The sequence below is a fragment of the Psychroserpens sp. Hel_I_66 genome (genome assembly GCF_000799465.1).
Taxonomy (GTDB): domain Bacteria; phylum Bacteroidota; class Bacteroidia; order Flavobacteriales; family Flavobacteriaceae; genus Psychroserpens.
In genome coordinates, this window is the sequence record NZ_JUGU01000001.1 from 3,304,076 (window position 1) to 3,321,019 (window position 16,944).

Sequence of the window (16,944 nt, forward strand, 5' to 3'; positions counted from 1 at the left end):
TCTCAAATATATTGAATTTATACATGAGATCAGATTTAATACTGTATTGAATTACCAACGCAGCACATGTTATAATGGTTATAATTTTTACATACTTTTTTTGTTTTTTATTGAATAGCGAATAATAAAATAATGATAGGAGTAAAAACTGACTAATAAAATAGACATGCGAAAGATGTAGATTGTTCATCTGTTTTGTCGCAAGATACCATGACCAAAAGGATATGATTAATGTGACTATTAAATAAAAGGTAAAATACTTATAGGCTAAAGTTTTTATATTCTGCTTATAGCCTATAAGATATAATAAAGTGTTTATAGAAATTAATATAAATCCTGCATATAAAAAAAAATCATTTATGAATTTCATTCAGAAACATATAGATTTAAGGGTTATGAAAGAGTGGACTACTAGGGTCGCAAGCAGCAGGACATGGTATTGTAAAGTCATAAACTCCACTGCCATTTGGGCTAGGGTCTCCAGCTGCAGCTAATTGTCTTTCATCTTTAACGATATCTTTATATAAAACGCCATCATCTGTTGTTGTGCCTACAATTAAGAGTTTTTCTCCACCTTGATCATCAATAGCTAAATAAGCTCTTACTGAAGGCTCATATTCCGAAGGAACAAGTTGCACTTTCCCGTTAGAGTCTACTGAGAATTTCATTCCCATTTCATTAAAGCAAGCTAATAGATCATCTGCAGGAATTCTAAAAGCTTTTGAGATATTAGGGTGTTTTTTTTGCCAGGCATTACTCCATTTTTTAGCTTCTTCTATGGTTCGCGTTAAAGGTGTAGTTGGTGTCATAATACTTATGTTTTTTGGTTAATATTTTTTAAAGCTAGTCAAATAGATTCAAAAAAGAATCAAATTGTTTCAAATCAGGTATTTATACGTGATTTTGAGTAGAAGTGATTTTGCGGTTAAATTCTCAATACATTAATATGATATTTGAAGCCTATTAACCAATTAAAAATCAAATAATTATGAATCCATTCATGGCACAAATTATTATGTTTGCTGGCAACTTTGCTCCTAGAGGTTGGGCATTATGCAACGGGCAGATATTATCAATTTCGCAATACTCTGCGTTATTTTCACTTATAGGGACTACATATGGAGGTGATGGTAGGACCACTTTTGGTTTACCAGACTTGAGAGGTAGAACACCCAAAGGTGTTGGTAATGGAGCGGGACTCCAAGCTGTTTCTTGGGGAGAACAAGGTGGTAGAGAGCAGATTACTATTACTGCAGCAAATATGCCATCGCATAGTCATGATGGCAGTAGTTTAAGTATTTTATTGTCTTGTAACGAGGATGATGGTGATAGTAATGAACCTTCAGGAAGAAATATTGGTATTGCTCAATCAGGAACATTATTCAATTCTGCAGGTAACGATGCTAATTTTGGTGGAGGAACAATTTCTGGAAACACTGGCCCACAAGGGAATGGTCAAGCTCTTGATATACAAAATCCTTTTTTAGGGATCAATTATATTATTGCTCTTCAAGGTGTTTTTCCACCAAGAAGCTAATTTAAAAATAAAATAGAATTATTAATCAACTTTATAAAAACAGAATATTATGGATGATGCATATATAGGAACAGTAATGATATTTGGAGGAAATTTCGCCCCAAGAAACTGGGCTTTTTGTAACGGTCAATTATTACCAATAGCTAGTTACAACGCTTTATTTTCAATCTTAGGAACGACTTATGGAGGAGATGGGAGATCTACTTTTGCCTTACCAGGTTTGATGGGTCGTATGCCAAAACATGCTGGTAATGGTGCAGGTCTACAACCTGTTACTCTTGGAGAAAGAGCAGGTCGTGAAAATGTGACCCTTACAACTGGGCAATTACCTTCTCATAGTCATGATGGAAGTACACTAACAGCTAAATTGTCTTGTAATGAAGATGACGGAGATAATAATGAGCCATCTGGAAGAAATATTGGCATTGCTGAATCTGGGACACCATATAACTCTGCAGCTAATGATGCAACTTTTGGAGGAGGAGCAGTTTCTGGAAATACAGGTCTTCAAGGAGGAAACCAACCATTTGATATACAAAATCCATTTTTAGGAATGTATTACATTATCTGTATGGAAGGTCTCTATCCACCAAGAAGCTAATTATTTAAAGAATTAAACCCTTAGGTATTGTAAGAATACTAATTACCTAAGGGTTATTTAACTTAATAAATACAAATGATTATGAAAAAAAAATTACTATTATTTACTTTTTTATTACCTGCAATACTTTTCGCTCAAACAGGAAATGGCTTTGAAGGTCCTACAGGTATCACGTTTGATGGAGGTGTTTGTCGCTATTATGATACTGATAATGTTACAGTTCATGAACTTGAAAATTACAGTGCTCCATGTGGGACAATTGTAGTTAAAGAAGATAGTTCTGGTTCTACACTAGGATACAGTATTGTTTTAGATCCAACAACTTTAAATGGGCCAGCTGGGTTTACAGATGGTGATGCTTTTGGAGTTGCTTCAGCAGCACATTTTATTAATGATCTTTTCCCTGTTATAGAAGGTTCTCAAGGTTTTTTTATTGAGGATACCGATGGAACAATTACTATGAGTTTTGATTTCGTAGATCTTGCAGGAACAACCAATCCACAGTTTAGTATGCAATACGTTTTAGAATCTACAAGCTGGGAAATAGAGGATTTTTTAAAAATAACGATTCAATTCACAGACTGTGCAAATCCAGCATTAACATTAATTGATAGTTCTGGACTTGACATTGATGATTTGGGCATTGAAGGAAGTTGGAATACTTTAAATGCTGATTTATCTTCATATACTGCATGTAAAGCGCAATTAGTTATTGAGTTTTCATCAAATTCTGCAGCCGAAGAATTAGGACTAGATGCAATTTCATTTACCGCTGGGATGACATTATCAAACACAAATTTTGATTTAGACAATTCAATTTCAGTGTATCCAAATCCTTCTAATGGTAATGTTACGATAAAGAACTCTGGTGTTTCCCTTGAAAATGCTTTAATAACAGATGTTAACGGTCGTTTTATTAAATCTTACGATTTGAACGGAACAACGTTAGATAAAGAAGTTGATTTAAGTTCAGTAGTTTCTTCAGGAATATATTTTATGACTATTTCTTCGGAAAATGGCTCGACGGTAAAAAAGATCATTATTCAATAAAGCAGAAACTAAAAAAGCAAATCGTCAAATTTCGATTTATTCATATTTAATAAGAGTTTGAGTTTGTGTACAATTAAATATGCTATTGACGTCGAATCAAATTGTTTATAGAATGAACATGGGGTAATAGTTTTAACTATCTGTTATTCAAAACTTTTAATTTATTAATCCAAACATTATGCTATTATGAAAACAAAATTACTTTTTATTATTTTATTACTTCCTACAGTAATACTCTCTCAAATCAATCAGGGATTTGAGAATGTGCCAGGTATCACATTTGATGGTGGTGCTTGTCGCTATTTTGATTTTGATACTGCTACAGTACATGAACTTCAAAATTACAATTCACCGTGCGGTATCATTTACGTTAAAGAAACGGGATCTGCTTCTACATTAGGATATTTTGTAACTCTTGATCCTACCACCTCAAATGGACCAGCAGGTTTTAGTGATGGAGACAATTTTGGTGTAGCAACAGCTGCTTCTTTTGTCTCTGGAATTGGGCTAGCACCACCAGAAGGTTCACAAGGATTTTACATGCAGGATGTAGATGGCACTGTATTAATGAGTTTTGACGTTGTTGACTTAGCAGGAACTACCAACCCTCAGTTTAGTATGAACTATATTTTAGAAACTACAGGCTATGAGTTAGAAGATTTTGTGAAAATCTCTATTAAATTCACCGATTGCGCTAGCTCAACCATTGATTTGTTGAATTCCGTAGGAAGTGACATCAATGATTTAGGTATCGAAGGTTCTTGGAACACGCTTAGTGCAGATTTATCTACATACTCAAGTTGTAAAGCGCAATTACTGGTTCAATTTTCGTCTAATTCTACTGCTGAAGAATTAGGGATTGACGGAATTTCTTTTTCGCAAGGAACAGTCCTTTCTAATAATAAGGTTGATTTAGTTGATGCATTAAGTGTCTATCCTAACCCTTCAAATGGTGTGATAACTATTAAAAACTCTGGAGTAGAGCTTACTAGTGCTATCATTACAGATGTAAATGGACGTATAGTTTCCTCTATTGATTTAAAAGGAACATCTCTTGATAGTGAGATTAACTTAAGTTCTGTATTGTCTTCAGGAATGTACTTTATAAAGATTTTTTCAGATAATGCATCTACAGTTAAAAAGCTAATTATCAAATAATATAAACTTTTATAATTAATAAAAAGGCAACCAATTTGGGTGCCTTTTTATTTAAGTAATATAAAATTAAATCTTAATTTGTCTGTCAATTTGTTGATTAAGAGAAATAAATGTTTCGGTTCTTGAAACACCTGTTATAGATTGAATATCTTTATTGAGCACATGCATTAAATGCTCATTATCCTTACATAATATCTTTATAAAAATACTCCAGTTACCAGTTGTATAATGACACTCTAGAACTTCAGGGATTTTTTGCAATTGTTTTACAGCTTCGGGATTACTGATGGCTTTATCTAAATAAATACCAATAAAGGCCATTGTTGTGTAACCTAAAACTTTGGGATTGATAACGAATTTTGAACCTGAAATCAAACCCGATTTTTCCAACTTTCGAAGGCGCTGGTGAATCGCTGCTCCAGAAATGCCAACACCTCTTGCGATTTCCAGAATTGGAGTTCTGGCATCTTGCATTAGGGCTCTAAGGATTTTTTTATCAATCCCATCAATAATTATATTGTTATTTTGTGTTTTCATCGGGTTTTAGTTTCGGTTGAAAACTTAAATGTAAGGAAATGATTTTAATGTGAAAGCACTATCTTGCGTTAAGGATGGAAGTGGCATCCTTTTTTTCAGCCATATATGGCAAAAAAAGATAGAGCGTACAGCCTGACCCGCTGGGAGCCTGTAAGCCAAATAAGGCTGGCAGGTTCGTAGAGGGTAACGCCCAAAATAAGATTATATATTTAAAGGGTTATAGCCTAGGTAAGGCACATCTTTTTCAGAAAATTGAATGCCAAAATCTTCTAGTTCTTTTAAGATTGGTTGGTAAACTTCTTTGGTGATAGGAATTTGAACTCCGGGAGTTGTAATCTCTTCATTTAAAATGGCTAGAGTTGCAATAGCCACTGGTAAACCAACTGTTTTTGCCATTGCAGTGTACGTCTGGTCTTCACCAATGGTCACCATAGTAGAATCGATTTGGTGCATTTTGCCATTGAGCTCATATCCAAATTTATGGTACATCACGATCATATCTTTATCGTGTTCTTCTAAGGTCCAGCTATCCATTAGAATCTTCTGGAGAATTTGCGCTGGTGTTGCTTTTTTAAGTTCTACCATTTTGGTCTTACTAAAAATATCCAACTCTTCTAGCTTGTCCCAAACAATATCATCTTGATCAATTTTTAGGGCGTGCCTAAATTTTAGTTCTACGGAATCTGTTGGGCTATAAGGTAAAAAGGCATTTACAAAATCACGATAGCTCATGTTCTCACTATCTTCTATAGTGTAACTATCATCTGTTAAACCAAGTTGTACGAACATATTCCATGCGCGACTAAAACCAACTTTCCTAATGGTACCGCGATATAATGTATTGATATGATCTAGACCATATACCGATTGATATTTAAGGGAATCTCTATTGGCATAGGCTTCAAAACGACCGTAACCTTCAATCTCTAAAAACTCTGTTCTTCTAAACAATCTGTTATACGGTATGTATTTATAGGAGTCTTCTTGTAAAAATTTTGCTGCACTTCCTTGGCCTGCAACCACCACGTTTCTTGGATTCCATGTAAATTTATAATTCCATAGATTATTATCGCTTTCTGGAGCAACAAGACCTCCTGTAAAAGATTCAAACAAAACCATTTTACCTCCTTTTGCACGAATATTGTCAATCACTTTCATTGCACTCATGTGGTCAATACCAGGATCTACACCAATCTCATTCATAAAAACCAAACCTTTGTCCGTTACGGTTTTATTTAATTTCTGCATTTCTGGACTTACGTAAGATGCTGTGACCATGTTTTTACCATAGGCAACACAATCTTTTGCGACTTCTATATGAAATCTTGCAGGTAGCATTGATACCACGATATCAGCATTTTCAATAGCTGCTTTTCGTGATGATTTATCAAAAACGTCTAATGTTATGGCTTGAGCATTCTCATGATCTCCAATAATCTTTCTTACATTTTGTAAATTGATATCTCCAACAATAATATGTAATTCCTCTTCTATAGATTTATCTAGTAAATATTTGATGAGATAAGATGTGGATTTTCCAGAACCAATGACTAATATCTTTCGCATAATGGGTTTTCTTGAGTAATTTTGTTATTCTTATTAATTACGAATTTAGTAAATACAACGGGTTATAAAAACTCAAATCAGATTTATATATGAACAAAAAAGTTTTGGTTTTAGGATGTCTTCTGGGTCTAATCGCTATAATTCTTGGTGCTTTTGGTGCTCACGGATTGAAATCCTTAATTTCTGAAGAAGCTGTTCAAACATTTGAGACAGGAGTGAGATATCAAATGTATCATGCGCTATTTCTTTTTTTCGTCGGAAATTTTACAGCTATAAGTACAAAAACAAAGTCTGTTATTTTTTACCTAGTCTTGATAGGCGTTATATTTTTCTCAGGTTCAATCTTCGCATTGGCTACAAATGACCTAACGGGCTTTGATTTTAAATCCATAGCATTTATAACGCCCGTTGGAGGATTGCTTTTAATAATAGCTTGGCTTGTTCTTTTGATAAACTTTTTGAAAATTAAAAATGATAAATCATAATTATTACAGACTACTTTAAATAAATGTTTAATTTTGCAGTCTAAACAACATAAACAAATTATGGTAAACCATACACAAAATACGAAAACGATTTCGTTAGAAAATTACGGTATTAAAAACGCAAAAGTGAGATATCAATTATCTCCAACTGAACTTCATGATATCACCATATCAAAAGGTCAGGGAAAAGAAGCATCTTCTGGTGCTTTAGCAGTCAATACTGGAGAATTCACAGGTCGTTCACCTCAAGACAGATTTATCGTTAAAGATGACATTACAAAAGATCGCGTTTGGTGGGGAAATATCAACATTGCTTTTGATGCTGATAAATTTCAAAAATTATATAACAAAGTAACAGATTACCTTTCTGATAAAGAGGTTTTTGTAAGAGATAGTTTTGCGTGTGCAGATGAGAATTACAAATTAAATATTCGTGTTATAAATGAATATCCTTGGAGCAATATGTTTGCTTACAATATGTTTTTACGACCTAATGAAGAAGAATTAAAAGATTTTTCTCCTGAATGGACTGTTGTTAATGCTCCTGGTTTTATGGCAGATCCTGAAGTTGATGGAACAAGACAACACAATTTTGCGATTTTAGACTTTACTCGTAAAATCGCTTTGATTGGAGGCACTGGATATACTGGCGAAATTAAAAAAGGTATTTTCTCTGCTTTGAATTTTATTCTTCCTGTTTTTAAAAACACATTACCTATGCATTGCAGTGCCAATGTTGGTAAAGATGGAGATACTGCTATATTTTTTGGTTTGTCTGGTACGGGTAAAACAACGTTATCTACAGATGCAGATCGTAGTTTAATTGGTGATGATGAGCACGGATGGACTAAAGAAAACACCGTATTTAATTTTGAAGGCGGTTGTTATGCAAAGGTTATTAACTTATCAAGAGAGCAAGAGCCAGAAATTTATGATGCCATCAAAAAAGGAGCAATCCTTGAGAACGTAATCATGAACGATAAAGGTGAAGTTCAATTTGAAGATACTTCTATAACTCAAAATACAAGGGTAAGTTATCCTATATATCATATTGATAATATTAGAAAACCGTCTATCGGTGAAAACCCTAAAAATATTTTCTTTTTAACCGCAGATGCTTTTGGAGTATTGCCTCCAATTTCAAAACTAACACCTAGTCAAGCTGCTTACCATTTTATTTCTGGTTATACAGCAAAAGTTGCAGGAACAGAGGCTGGAGTTGTTGAGCCAACACCAAATTTCTCAGCGTGTTTTGGTGCGCCTTTCATGCCATTGCATCCTACAAAATATGCAGAGATGCTAAGTAAGAAAATGAAAGATTCTGGTGTAAATGTATGGTTGGTGAACACAGGTTGGACAGGTGGACCTTACGGAGTTGGTACACGTATGAAATTAAAATATACTAGAGCAATGATCAACGCTGTTTTAAACGGTCATTTAGGGCAGTATACTTATGAAGATTACCATATCCATTCTGTATTTGGAGTTGCACAACCTAGAAGTTGTCCTGGTGTTCCAAACGAAGTTTTAAGTCCGAGATCAACTTGGAACGATGACGAAAATTATTATAAAACTGCCTTTAAATTAACGAATGCGTTTCGCGAGAATTTCAAAAAGTTTGAAGAGCATGCTTCCGAAGAAATTAGAAGAGGAGGTCCTCAGCGTTATAGTTTCTAATTGGAAATATAGATGATAAAAAAAATGCGATTTCTACTGAAATCGCATTTTTTTTATATTAATGAAAATGTATTATTTTCCTTTATTTACTTTATCAATGTATTTTTCTAATGCCATTGTCATTGATGGCGTTTCAGGTGTTGGTGCAGAAATATCCACTCTCAATCCGTGTGATTCAACAGCCTTGACTGTTGTGTTTCCAAAAACAGCAATTCTGGTTTCGTTCTGCTTGAATTCTGGGAAATTATGAAATAATGATTCAATACCTGAAGGGCTAAAAAACACTAAAATATCATAGTACACATTTGCCAGGTCTGACAAATCGCTAATAACGGTTTTATAAAATACAGACTGTTTCCATTTTACTCCTAAATCATTTAAGATTTCAGGAACTTCTGGTTTTAGTTTATCTGTTGTAGGCAATAAAAAAGATTCATCTTTATATTTTTTAATTAATGGAGATAAATCTGCAAATGTGCGTTTGCCAACATAAATCTTACGTTTTCTATATACTACATATTTTTGAAGATAGTAAGCGACAGCTTCAGACTGGCAGAAGTATTTCATTGTGTCTGGCACTTTAAATCGCATTTCATCTGCAACTCTGAAAAAGTGGTCAACAGAATTCCTACTTGTAAGAATTATAGCTGTATAATGAGAAAGATCAACTTTTTGTTGTCTAATTTCTTTAGCTTCTACACCTTCAACATGAATAAATGGTCTGAAATCTATCTTTACTTTTTGCTTTTCTTGAAGATCAAAGTAAGGCGAATTTTCTATTTTAGGCTCTGGTTGAGATACTAAAATTGTTTTCACTTTCGTCATATATCTTAATCGTTTTAAGCGTTGAAATCTTTAATTAACTTATATAAAATTAGATAGGGTCCAATTTCAAGTGCGCAAAGATACAAAATAAAATAGAATATGTTATTTATTAGTAATTTTTGATGATTCTTAAAAGAAGAGACAAATCCAATTAGATTAATTAAAATAATAAGGCCAATTGTTACATAAATTATAGTATATATTATGGTATTTGTTGGTGAAAGGGTATAAATTAAAACACAATTTATAGGAAATAAAATTAGTCCAGAATAATTTTTAAATGTCGTTTTTTGAAATAAATAGGAGTCTATAATGTCATCAATGTCAAAGAGACTCGCAATTAAACGTTCTAACAATACCTTGATTAGAAAGAGAACTCCAATCCCAAAAAGTAACTTGAAAAATTGATTGATATTAAATTCTGAAGGATTAACTATTGTAGAATAACTTATAAAAGCAAAGATAGAAATAGAGAATACAAGGTTAAAAAACAAAAGCGCATCAAAACCATCAATGAACTTTTGCTCTCTTGCATAGATTTTTAAATATTTAGAGTTACCGATAACAACTAAAAAATCCTTAAACCTATGCGCATAAAAGAATTTAGCAACAGTTATAAAGGTTAAACCTATCACTAAAAAAATAGTAAACCAATCATTGGAAATAGCATCTCTAAGCATGTTGTAAAATTATAAAGAATTTTTGATGATTGTATGTCTAATACAAATCAACTTTAACCAAAATTTTAAGATTAACAATGTTTATGATTTTAACAACTACATTTCATAGATAAATCACTTATTTTTGTCTCAAACTAAATTAATTATTTATTGCATTCTATGTCAGATGCCATAGTGATCATACCAACTTATAATGAAATTGAGAACATCGAAGCCATCATTAGAGCTGTGTTTTCTCAAGTTAAGGTGTTTGATATATTAATTGTTGATGATAATTCTCCAGATGGCACCTCTCAAAAAGTAAAAGCGTTACAAAACGAGTTTGGCAGTAAACTTAATCTACTATCTAGAGCAAAAAAAACAGGTCTTGGTAGAGCTTATATTGAAGCATTCAAGTGGTGTTTAGAAAGAGATTATGAGTACATATTTGAAATGGATGCAGATTTTTCGCATAATCCAAATGACTTAATTTATCTTTACAATGCCTGTGAACAAAATGGCGCAGATATGTCAATAGGTTCGCGTTACATCAATAACAGGGTAAATGTGGTCAATTGGGATATGAAAAGATTATTAATGTCTTATTTTGCCTCAAAATATGTAAAACTTATTACGCAAATGGATATTGATGATACTACTGCGGGTTTTGTATGTTATCATCGTAGAGTCTTAGAAACGATAAATTTAGAAAACATAAAATTTGTTGGCTACGCATTTCAAATTGAAATGAAATTCAATACATATCTTAAAAAATTTAAGATTGTAGAAGTGCCAATAGTTTTTACAGACAGAAAAAAAGGAAAATCCAAAATGAGTGGAGGTATCATTTCCGAAGCTATATTTGGAGTAGTAAATATGAAGTTAAAAAGTATATTTAGAAATTAAAATGCAAAACAAGATTATACTTATTAAAAATGCAAAGATAGTCAACGAAGGTGTTGTGACTGAAGGTGATATTCTCATAGAAGGAGACTATATAAAAGAAGTTTCAGATTCTATAAGTGCTAAGTCTGCAGATGTCATGATAATTGACGCAGAAGGCAATTATGTCTTCCCAGGTGTTATTGATGACCAAGTTCATTTTAGAGAGCCAGGGCTTACGCATAAAGGCGATATAGAATCAGAATCTAGAGCAGCTATAGCTGGTGGTATTACTTCGTTCATAGAAATGCCCAATACAAACCCGCAAACAACTACCGTAGAAAAGTTGGAAGAAAAGTTTGAGATTGCATCAAACACATCATACGCCAATTACTCATTTATGTTCGGCGGTACCAATGATAATCTAGATGAAATTTTAAAAGTTGACCCTAAAACAGTTGCAGGTTTAAAATTATTTTTAGGCTCATCAACAGGTAATATGCTTGTAGACGATCCAAAAGTGATCGAAAAAATATTTAGTTCCACAGATATGGTAATATCTGTACATTGTGAGGATGAAGCAACAATTAAAAAGAACTTAAAAGAGCACATAGACAAATTTGGTGAAGATATCCCTATTGAAAAACACCCAGTTATTAGAAGCGAAGAAGCATGCTACATCTCATCTTCCAAAGCGATAGAGCTTGCTAAAAAAACAGGAGCCAGGCTTCATGTATTTCATCTCTCAACTGGTAAAGAGACCAGTTTGTTCAGTAATAAAATACCTTTAAAGGATAAAAAAATTACTGCGGAAGTATGTATCCACCACCTTTGGTTCAGCGATGAAGATTATGCCAAAAAAGGAACACACATAAAATGGAATCCAGCGGTAAAATCTGCAAAAGACAGAAACCAACTTTGGAAAGCACTTTTAGACGATAGAATAGATGTGATCGCTACAGATCATGCTCCTCATACCTTAGAAGAAAAAAATAATAAGTATACAAAAGCTCCTTCAGGAGGTCCATTAGTGCAACACGCTTTGGTAGCAATGATAGAAATGTACCACAAAGGCAAGATATCACTTCCAAAAATTGCTCAAAAAATGGCACACAATCCTGCGATATTATTTCAGGTTGAGAAGCGTGGCTATATAAAACAAGGTTATTTTGCAGATTTAGTAATTGTAGATATCAATAATCCTTGGACAGTCAATAAAGAGAATATTCTATACAAATGCGGTTGGTCTCCTTTTGAAGGTACCACATTTAAATCTAGAATAACCCATACTTTTCTTAATGGCAAATTAGTATATAACAACTTCAAGGTTCTTGATATAAAAGCTGGAAAACGTTTAACTTTTACCAGATGAAAAAAGTCGTTGTCATTTTAATATTTATGGTTCTTGTTAGTTGTCAATTTTCTAGCGCTCCAGAAAAGCCAGATAATCTTATTCCCAAAGATAAAATGGTAGATATTTTATATGACGTTTCTATACTCAATGCTGCAAAAGGTACAAGCAAAGGTATTTTAGAAAATAACGGTGTTTTTCCTGAAGATTTCGTATTTGAAAAACATAAAATAGACAGTTTGCAATTTGCAAAGAGTAATGAGTATTATGGTTTTAATCTTGAAGAATATGAAGTTATAGTTGCCAATCTAGAGCAGAGACTCAATGCAAATAAAGAAGAAATACAAGCTAAAATTGATAAAGAAGAACTAGAAAAAAAGCGCATAAAAGATTCCATAAAAATGTTGGATGATTCGCTAAATACCAGGAAAATTTTACCAAAAGAAAAAATTAAAAAAGTAGATTATAAGGATTATCCAGATTCATCTAAATAATATTTTGAGACCTTGGATATGGAGATGTCAATTGGTGCAAATTTAAAATTTAGATCATTTTCAATTTTAGAATTATCATAAACAGTTCTACTTGATATCGATTTTGCCATTTGCTTAGATAATTTCCGTCGTTTCCCTAAGAGTTTATGATTCAACCAATCTAATCGCCAAATTATAGAAAGAAAAAATGGGGATGCTACTTTTTTTGCAGATGTAACTCCTAAAACTTCAGCAACCTTTTCCTGAAACAATTTAAACGTTAAATTTTCAGCAATTAAAATATAGCGCTCATTGTTTATCGCACTATCCATTAGCTTGATCATCACTTCTGTAACATCCCAAACATCAACGTAAGCGGACGCTCCTTTTGGGTAATAGCTCAAACCTTTATAAATCTGTTTAAACAAGCTACCGCTTCCTCCTCCTCTCCAAAAACCTGGGCCCAAGACAATTCCAGGATTCACGATCACAGCGTCAATACCTTCCTGTGTGCCTCGCCAGACTTCCATTTCTGCGCCATATTTAGTAATGGCGTAAACGCTATTGTCCTGTTCTGGATTCCAATCTGTTTTTTCGGTAATCAAGATGTCTTCGTTTGGTTCATTTCCTATGGCAGCAATCGAACTTACATAACAAAGTTTTTTAATTTTATTTTTGATGCAAAGATTGACAATATTAGCAGTGCCTTCAATATTAACTTTTCTAAGTTCATGATATTTATTAGGCTCAAAACTAATTAATGCAGCACAATGGTAAACTTGAGTAATATTTTTAAAAGCAATTTCTAAAGCAGGAATATCGTTTATTGTAGCTTCTATCCATTCAATTTTCTTGTAAAGTCTTTCAACATCACTTGTATAATATCCAAATACTTTTTTGACAGATTCTAATTTGTGCTCTCTTCTATAAATAGCTTTTACAGAACTATTATTGCTCACTAGTTTGAACAATAAATGAGAACCCACTAAGCCTGTGCCACCTGTAACTAAAATCATAAAACAAAAATAGTCTTTTTTGTTATTCGCTTTTTCCTTTTGTTTGATAAACATATCTTTGTCGCACTTAGAATAATACTTAAAAGATGAACTATAACTTAGTAGAAGAATTAACGTGGCGAGGAATGGTACATGATATCATGCCAGGAACAGAAGAGCAATTACAAAAGGAAATGACCACAGCGTATATTGGTTTTGATCCAACGTCAGATTCTTTGCATATAGGCAGTCTGGTACCCATTATTTTATTAATGCATTTAGAGAAATCTGGCCATAGACCAATTGCTTTAGTTGGAGGAGCAACAGGTATGATTGGAGATCCATCTGGTAAAAGCGACGAGCGTAATTTATTGGACGAAGCCACTTTGAACAAAAACGTTGCAGGAATAAAAAACACACTAGCTCGATTTTTAAATTTTTCTTCGGAAGAACAAAATGCTCCAGTTTTAGTAAACAACTACGATTGGATGAAGGACTTCTCATTCATAGAATTTGCACGTGATGTCGGTAAGCGTATTACCGTTAATTACATGATGGCAAAAGATTCTGTAAAGAAACGATTAAGTGGTGAAGAAGGAAACGTAGGCATGTCTTTTACAGAGTTTACCTACCAGCTCATTCAAGGTTATGATTTCCATCATTTATACAAATCACATAATTGCTTATTGCAAATGGGAGGAAGTGACCAATGGGGAAATATCACCACAGGTACAGAGCTTGTAAGGCGTATGAATGTTGGAGAAGAAGCCAAAGCTTATGCAATGACTTGTCCATTAATCACAAAAGCAGATGGCTCTAAATTTGGTAAAACTGAAGGCGGTAATGTGTGGTTAGATTCAGACAAAACTTCTGTTTATAAATTTTACCAGTTTTGGTTAAATACCAGCGATGAAGATGCTGAAAAATACATTAAGATCTTTACGTTTTTAGATAAAAATAAGATAGAGGGCTTAATAGTTGAGCATAATGAAAATAGAGGTCTAAAAAAGTTGCAAAAGAGTTTAGCAGAAGAAGTGACAAGATTAGTGCACTCAGATGAAGAATTTGAAAATGCAGAAAAAGCATCAAACATACTATTCAGTAAAACATTCAAGGCAGATATTAAAACCTTAGACGAAAAGACGTTTTTAGATGTTTTTGAAGGTGTACCGCAAGCGGAAATATCTAAAGAGGAATTATCTCAACTTGACATGATAGGCGCTTTGGCAGCACAAACCAATTTCTTAGCCTCTAACAGCGAAGCACGTCGAGCATTAAAGGAAAACGCGGTTTCTGTAAACAAAGAAAAAGTAACAGAGGATTATCAATTATCTGAAGAAGATTTGATAAACGGTAAGTACATTATATTAAATAAGGGGAAAAAGAACACTTATATTATAAAGGTCTCTTAATTAAAATTTGTTTAAGGTTTTATGTAACCGCATCGTCACCCTGAATTTATTTCAGGGTCTCATCACATATTGAAAATACATAATGTGATTCTGAAACAAGTTCAGAATGACACTGAAAATTAAACTAACCATAAATAGAAAAACGTCCCGTAATACGGGACGTTTAACATTAACCAATCAACTATTTATTAGAAGCTAATCTCTCTTTTTCATAGAACTCTAAACTATTTTAGATTCATAGCTTCCCAGTTTTTGTCGGCTTTTTGTTGTAGACCTTTCACATCACTTTCTTGCCATGTAGTTAAAGTATTGTTAAACCAAGCATTGTAGAATAAGTAGAGTTTTCCGTCTCTTATCTCGAAGGTTTTAGGGTTGATATCAACCTTTTTATTATCAACTGCAATGGCATAAGCACAGTAACCACCGTATTGCGGAACGTATTTTTCTGGATTACTACTAAATTTCTTCAAGTTCTCTTCCGAAGAAAATTTATAGTTTACGCCATAATGCATAGTCGTAAATTCTTTTTTACCCTCAATGGCTTGATTGTCAAAATAGGCAACAACGTCATAGCCTTTTGCCATGTAATCGTTTTTTGTATTGTAATCAGCACTTTGGGCGAATGTGGTGAGCATCACAAAGAAAAAAAATGCACCAAGAATTTTAGTTTTCATCTTGATGTAGTCGTGAAAATATAGTAGTGCTTACAGTACCATGAGATTGCAGCCTCTTATATCACTTGCATCAAATCTACCTATAATTTCAAAGCTAGAATTATCGTGTACTCGACCCAGATCTTGGGTAGCGATAAAGGAGCAAGAATTGATATTGGCAAGGTCAATAACATTTATTCCGCCAGTTTTTTTAGTGGATTGGATTGTGAGTGCATCTTCAGGATCACGGGTTAAAACGCGCATCCAATTTGGGCATTTAAAAAGTCCGTCGCCTTGTGAATAGGCTTGGCTCAACAATTCGGTCATGCCATATTCACTATGTATTTTAGAGACTCCAAAACCCGATTCTAAAATCCCGTGCAATTCTTCCCTAACCAATTCTTTCCTGCGACCTTTCATGCCACCAGTTTCCATAATTATAGTGTTCTTGAGATTAAATTGATGGTTTTCTACCAAATCTAAAAGTGCAAATGAAACGCCAATGAGCAACACTTTTTTTTCTTCGGAAGCTAAAGCATTCAAATGTGTTGTAAGTGCGTCGATATTGTTGAGGTAAAATCCGCTTTCAGGGTTTTGTGACTGTTTGATCATATCATCAACCATGTAGATTAATGATGACCCGTTACGTTCTAAATAACTGGGTAAAAGTGCGAGAATGGTATAATCTTTAATATTTCCGTAGAAATCATGAAAGCCTTTTCTAAAACTTTGCTCGTAGATTTTTAAATCTGTTACGTGGTGCTTACTCGTAATTGATCCCGTTGTACCACTACTTGAAAATGTGTCTTCAATTTGGGATTTGGAACTGAGAATTTTATGACTTTTAAAAAACTGAATAGGTAAAAACGGAATATCCTCAACACGTTTTACATCACTAGGATGTTTGTACAATAAATCACAAAACGAACGGTAGACCGGATTGTTTTCAAACTGAAATTTGAAGACTTCCAAAGCTAGCGTATTAAATTCACTTTCCGAAGAAATAGAAAATATAGCGTCTGTGTTTATCATAATTGCAAAAATAAAAAAAGCGCTGTCATAACTGACAACGCTTTTTTAATA

The 16,944-nt window shown here is 33.4% G+C and carries 18 protein-coding genes; 10 read left to right on the forward strand and 8 right to left on the reverse strand.

Annotated features, from left to right (window positions below; genetic code table 11):
• Positions 1–386: 386 nt before the first annotated feature.
• Positions 387–809 (reverse strand): hypothetical protein, encoded by a 423-nt coding sequence (locus GQ40_RS14670; protein ID WP_047550032.1) that lies wholly within the window; start codon positions 807–809, stop codon positions 387–389.
• Between the two features lie 179 nt (positions 810–988).
• Between GQ40_RS14670 and GQ40_RS14675 the strand changes: the two genes are divergently transcribed.
• The 4 genes from GQ40_RS14675 (at position 989) to GQ40_RS14690 (ending at position 4,346) form a co-directional block, all read left to right on the forward strand.
• Entirely contained in the window at positions 989–1,537 is a 549-nt protein-coding gene (locus GQ40_RS14675; RefSeq protein ID WP_047550035.1) for a phage tail protein, read from the forward strand.
• A gap of 49 nt (positions 1,538–1,586) precedes the next feature.
• Positions 1,587–2,138, forward strand: coding sequence for a phage tail protein (locus GQ40_RS14680; RefSeq protein WP_047550037.1), 552 nt, complete (start codon positions 1,587–1,589; stop codon positions 2,136–2,138).
• Positions 2,139–2,219: 81 nt separating this feature from the next.
• Positions 2,220–3,188, forward strand: coding sequence for a T9SS type A sorting domain-containing protein (locus GQ40_RS14685; protein WP_047550039.1), 969 nt, complete (start codon positions 2,220–2,222; stop codon positions 3,186–3,188).
• Between the two features lie 186 nt (positions 3,189–3,374).
• The gene (locus tag GQ40_RS14690; protein WP_047550042.1) at positions 3,375–4,346 is read left to right on the forward strand and encodes a T9SS type A sorting domain-containing protein; all 972 of its coding nucleotides are present in this window, start codon (positions 3,375–3,377) and stop codon (positions 4,344–4,346) included.
• 66 nt (positions 4,347–4,412) lie between these two features.
• On the opposite strand, the gene GQ40_RS14695 is transcribed toward GQ40_RS14690, so the two are convergent.
• Positions 4,413–4,883, reverse strand: a complete 471-nt coding sequence (locus GQ40_RS14695; RefSeq protein WP_047550044.1) for an Lrp/AsnC ligand binding domain-containing protein — start codon at positions 4,881–4,883, stop codon at positions 4,413–4,415.
• A gap of 201 nt (positions 4,884–5,084) precedes the next feature.
• Positions 5,085–6,449: a saccharopine dehydrogenase family protein gene (locus tag GQ40_RS14700; protein ID WP_047550047.1), complete on the reverse strand. Its 1,365-nt coding sequence runs from the start codon at positions 6,447–6,449 to the stop codon at positions 5,085–5,087.
• Between the two features lie 89 nt (positions 6,450–6,538).
• On the opposite strand from GQ40_RS14700, the gene GQ40_RS14705 reads away from it, so the two are divergent.
• On the forward strand, positions 6,539–6,934 hold the full coding sequence (locus GQ40_RS14705; protein WP_047550049.1) for a DUF423 domain-containing protein: 396 nt from the start codon (positions 6,539–6,541) through the stop codon (positions 6,932–6,934).
• 60 nt (positions 6,935–6,994) lie between these two features.
• Positions 6,995–8,611: a phosphoenolpyruvate carboxykinase (ATP) gene (gene pckA, locus GQ40_RS14710; RefSeq protein WP_047550052.1), complete on the forward strand. Its 1,617-nt coding sequence runs from the start codon at positions 6,995–6,997 to the stop codon at positions 8,609–8,611.
• Positions 8,612–8,683: 72 nt separating this feature from the next.
• Here pckA and GQ40_RS14715 read toward each other — a convergent pair whose 3' ends face one another.
• On the reverse strand, positions 8,684–9,436 hold the full coding sequence (locus GQ40_RS14715) for a uroporphyrinogen-III synthase (protein ID WP_047550055.1): 753 nt from the start codon (positions 9,434–9,436) through the stop codon (positions 8,684–8,686).
• 14 nt (positions 9,437–9,450) lie between these two features.
• Positions 9,451–10,116: a DUF4271 domain-containing protein gene (locus GQ40_RS14720; protein WP_047550058.1), complete on the reverse strand. Its 666-nt coding sequence runs from the start codon at positions 10,114–10,116 to the stop codon at positions 9,451–9,453.
• 159 nt (positions 10,117–10,275) lie between these two features.
• On the opposite strand from GQ40_RS14720, the gene GQ40_RS14725 reads away from it, so the two are divergent.
• Genes GQ40_RS14725 through GQ40_RS14735 form a run of 3 tightly spaced genes read left to right on the forward strand, consistent with a single transcriptional unit; the run spans position 10,276 to position 12,822 of the window.
• Positions 10,276–11,001 carry a polyprenol monophosphomannose synthase gene (locus tag GQ40_RS14725; RefSeq protein ID WP_047550060.1) on the forward strand — a complete coding sequence of 242 codons (726 nt, stop codon included), beginning with the start codon at positions 10,276–10,278 and terminating at the stop codon, positions 10,999–11,001.
• A gap of 1 nt (position 11,002) precedes the next feature.
• A complete protein-coding gene (locus GQ40_RS14730; protein WP_047550063.1) occupies positions 11,003–12,349 on the forward strand; it encodes a dihydroorotase in 1,347 nt (448 codons plus the stop codon).
• Positions 12,346–12,822 (forward strand): DUF4296 domain-containing protein, encoded by a 477-nt coding sequence (locus GQ40_RS14735; RefSeq protein WP_052184282.1) that lies wholly within the window; start codon positions 12,346–12,348, stop codon positions 12,820–12,822. Before GQ40_RS14730 ends, GQ40_RS14735 begins: the two co-directional genes overlap by 4 nt.
• Here the strand turns inward: GQ40_RS14735 and GQ40_RS14740 are convergent.
• Positions 12,801–13,871 carry an NAD-dependent epimerase/dehydratase family protein gene (locus GQ40_RS14740; RefSeq protein WP_316931477.1) on the reverse strand — a complete coding sequence of 357 codons (1,071 nt, stop codon included), beginning with the start codon at positions 13,869–13,871 and terminating at the stop codon, positions 12,801–12,803. The genes GQ40_RS14735 and GQ40_RS14740 overlap by 22 nt on opposite strands.
• Before the next feature lie 32 nt (positions 13,872–13,903).
• Between GQ40_RS14740 and tyrS the strand changes: the two genes are divergently transcribed.
• Positions 13,904–15,208, forward strand: coding sequence for a tyrosine--tRNA ligase (gene tyrS, locus GQ40_RS14745; protein ID WP_047550066.1), 1,305 nt, complete (start codon positions 13,904–13,906; stop codon positions 15,206–15,208).
• A 224-nt stretch (positions 15,209–15,432) separates the two neighbouring features.
• Here the strand turns inward: tyrS and GQ40_RS14750 are convergent, their stop codons facing one another.
• Complete coding sequence (locus GQ40_RS14750; protein ID WP_047550069.1) at positions 15,433–15,882, reverse strand: YHS domain-containing (seleno)protein; 450 nt, start codon at positions 15,880–15,882, stop codon at positions 15,433–15,435.
• A 30-nt stretch (positions 15,883–15,912) separates the two neighbouring features.
• Positions 15,913–16,893 carry an acyltransferase gene (locus GQ40_RS14755; RefSeq protein WP_047550072.1) on the reverse strand — a complete coding sequence of 327 codons (981 nt, stop codon included), beginning with the start codon at positions 16,891–16,893 and terminating at the stop codon, positions 15,913–15,915.
• Between the last annotated feature and the right edge of the window lie 51 nt (positions 16,894–16,944).

What these genes read in the sequence shown, in the direction of transcription:
- GQ40_RS14750 (WP_047550069.1), bottom strand. Translation starts at nt 15,882, where the DNA reads ATGAAAACTAAAATTCTTGGTGCATTTTTTTTCTTTGTGATGCTCACC.
- GQ40_RS14730 (WP_047550063.1), top strand. Translation starts at nt 11,003, where the DNA reads ATGCAAAACAAGATTATACTTATTAAAAATGCAAAGATAGTCAACGAA.
- GQ40_RS14720 (WP_047550058.1), bottom strand. Translation starts at nt 10,116, where the DNA reads ATGCTTAGAGATGCTATTTCCAATGATTGGTTTACTATTTTTTTAGTG.
- GQ40_RS14670 (WP_047550032.1), bottom strand. Translation starts at nt 809, where the DNA reads ATGACACCAACTACACCTTTAACGCGAACCATAGAAGAAGCTAAAAAA.
- GQ40_RS14700 (WP_047550047.1), bottom strand. Translation starts at nt 6,449, where the DNA reads ATGCGAAAGATATTAGTCATTGGTTCTGGAAAATCCACATCTTATCTC.
- GQ40_RS14725 (WP_047550060.1), top strand. Translation starts at nt 10,276, where the DNA reads ATGTCAGATGCCATAGTGATCATACCAACTTATAATGAAATTGAGAAC.
- GQ40_RS14715 (WP_047550055.1), bottom strand. Translation starts at nt 9,436, where the DNA reads ATGACGAAAGTGAAAACAATTTTAGTATCTCAACCAGAGCCTAAAATA.
- GQ40_RS14705 (WP_047550049.1), top strand. Translation starts at nt 6,539, where the DNA reads ATGAACAAAAAAGTTTTGGTTTTAGGATGTCTTCTGGGTCTAATCGCT.
- GQ40_RS14740 (WP_316931477.1), bottom strand. Translation starts at nt 13,871, where the DNA reads ATGTTTATCAAACAAAAGGAAAAAGCGAATAACAAAAAAGACTATTTT.
- GQ40_RS14695 (WP_047550044.1), bottom strand. Translation starts at nt 4,883, where the DNA reads ATGAAAACACAAAATAACAATATAATTATTGATGGGATTGATAAAAAA.
- GQ40_RS14675 (WP_047550035.1), top strand. Translation starts at nt 989, where the DNA reads ATGAATCCATTCATGGCACAAATTATTATGTTTGCTGGCAACTTTGCT.
- pckA (WP_047550052.1), top strand. Translation starts at nt 6,995, where the DNA reads ATGGTAAACCATACACAAAATACGAAAACGATTTCGTTAGAAAATTAC.
- GQ40_RS14755 (WP_047550072.1), bottom strand. Translation starts at nt 16,893, where the DNA reads ATGATAAACACAGACGCTATATTTTCTATTTCTTCGGAAAGTGAATTT.
- tyrS (WP_047550066.1), top strand. Translation starts at nt 13,904, where the DNA reads ATGAACTATAACTTAGTAGAAGAATTAACGTGGCGAGGAATGGTACAT.
- GQ40_RS14690 (WP_047550042.1), top strand. Translation starts at nt 3,375, where the DNA reads ATGAAAACAAAATTACTTTTTATTATTTTATTACTTCCTACAGTAATA.
- GQ40_RS14680 (WP_047550037.1), top strand. Translation starts at nt 1,587, where the DNA reads ATGGATGATGCATATATAGGAACAGTAATGATATTTGGAGGAAATTTC.
- GQ40_RS14735 (WP_052184282.1), top strand. Translation starts at nt 12,346, where the DNA reads ATGAAAAAAGTCGTTGTCATTTTAATATTTATGGTTCTTGTTAGTTGT.
- GQ40_RS14685 (WP_047550039.1), top strand. Translation starts at nt 2,220, where the DNA reads ATGAAAAAAAAATTACTATTATTTACTTTTTTATTACCTGCAATACTT.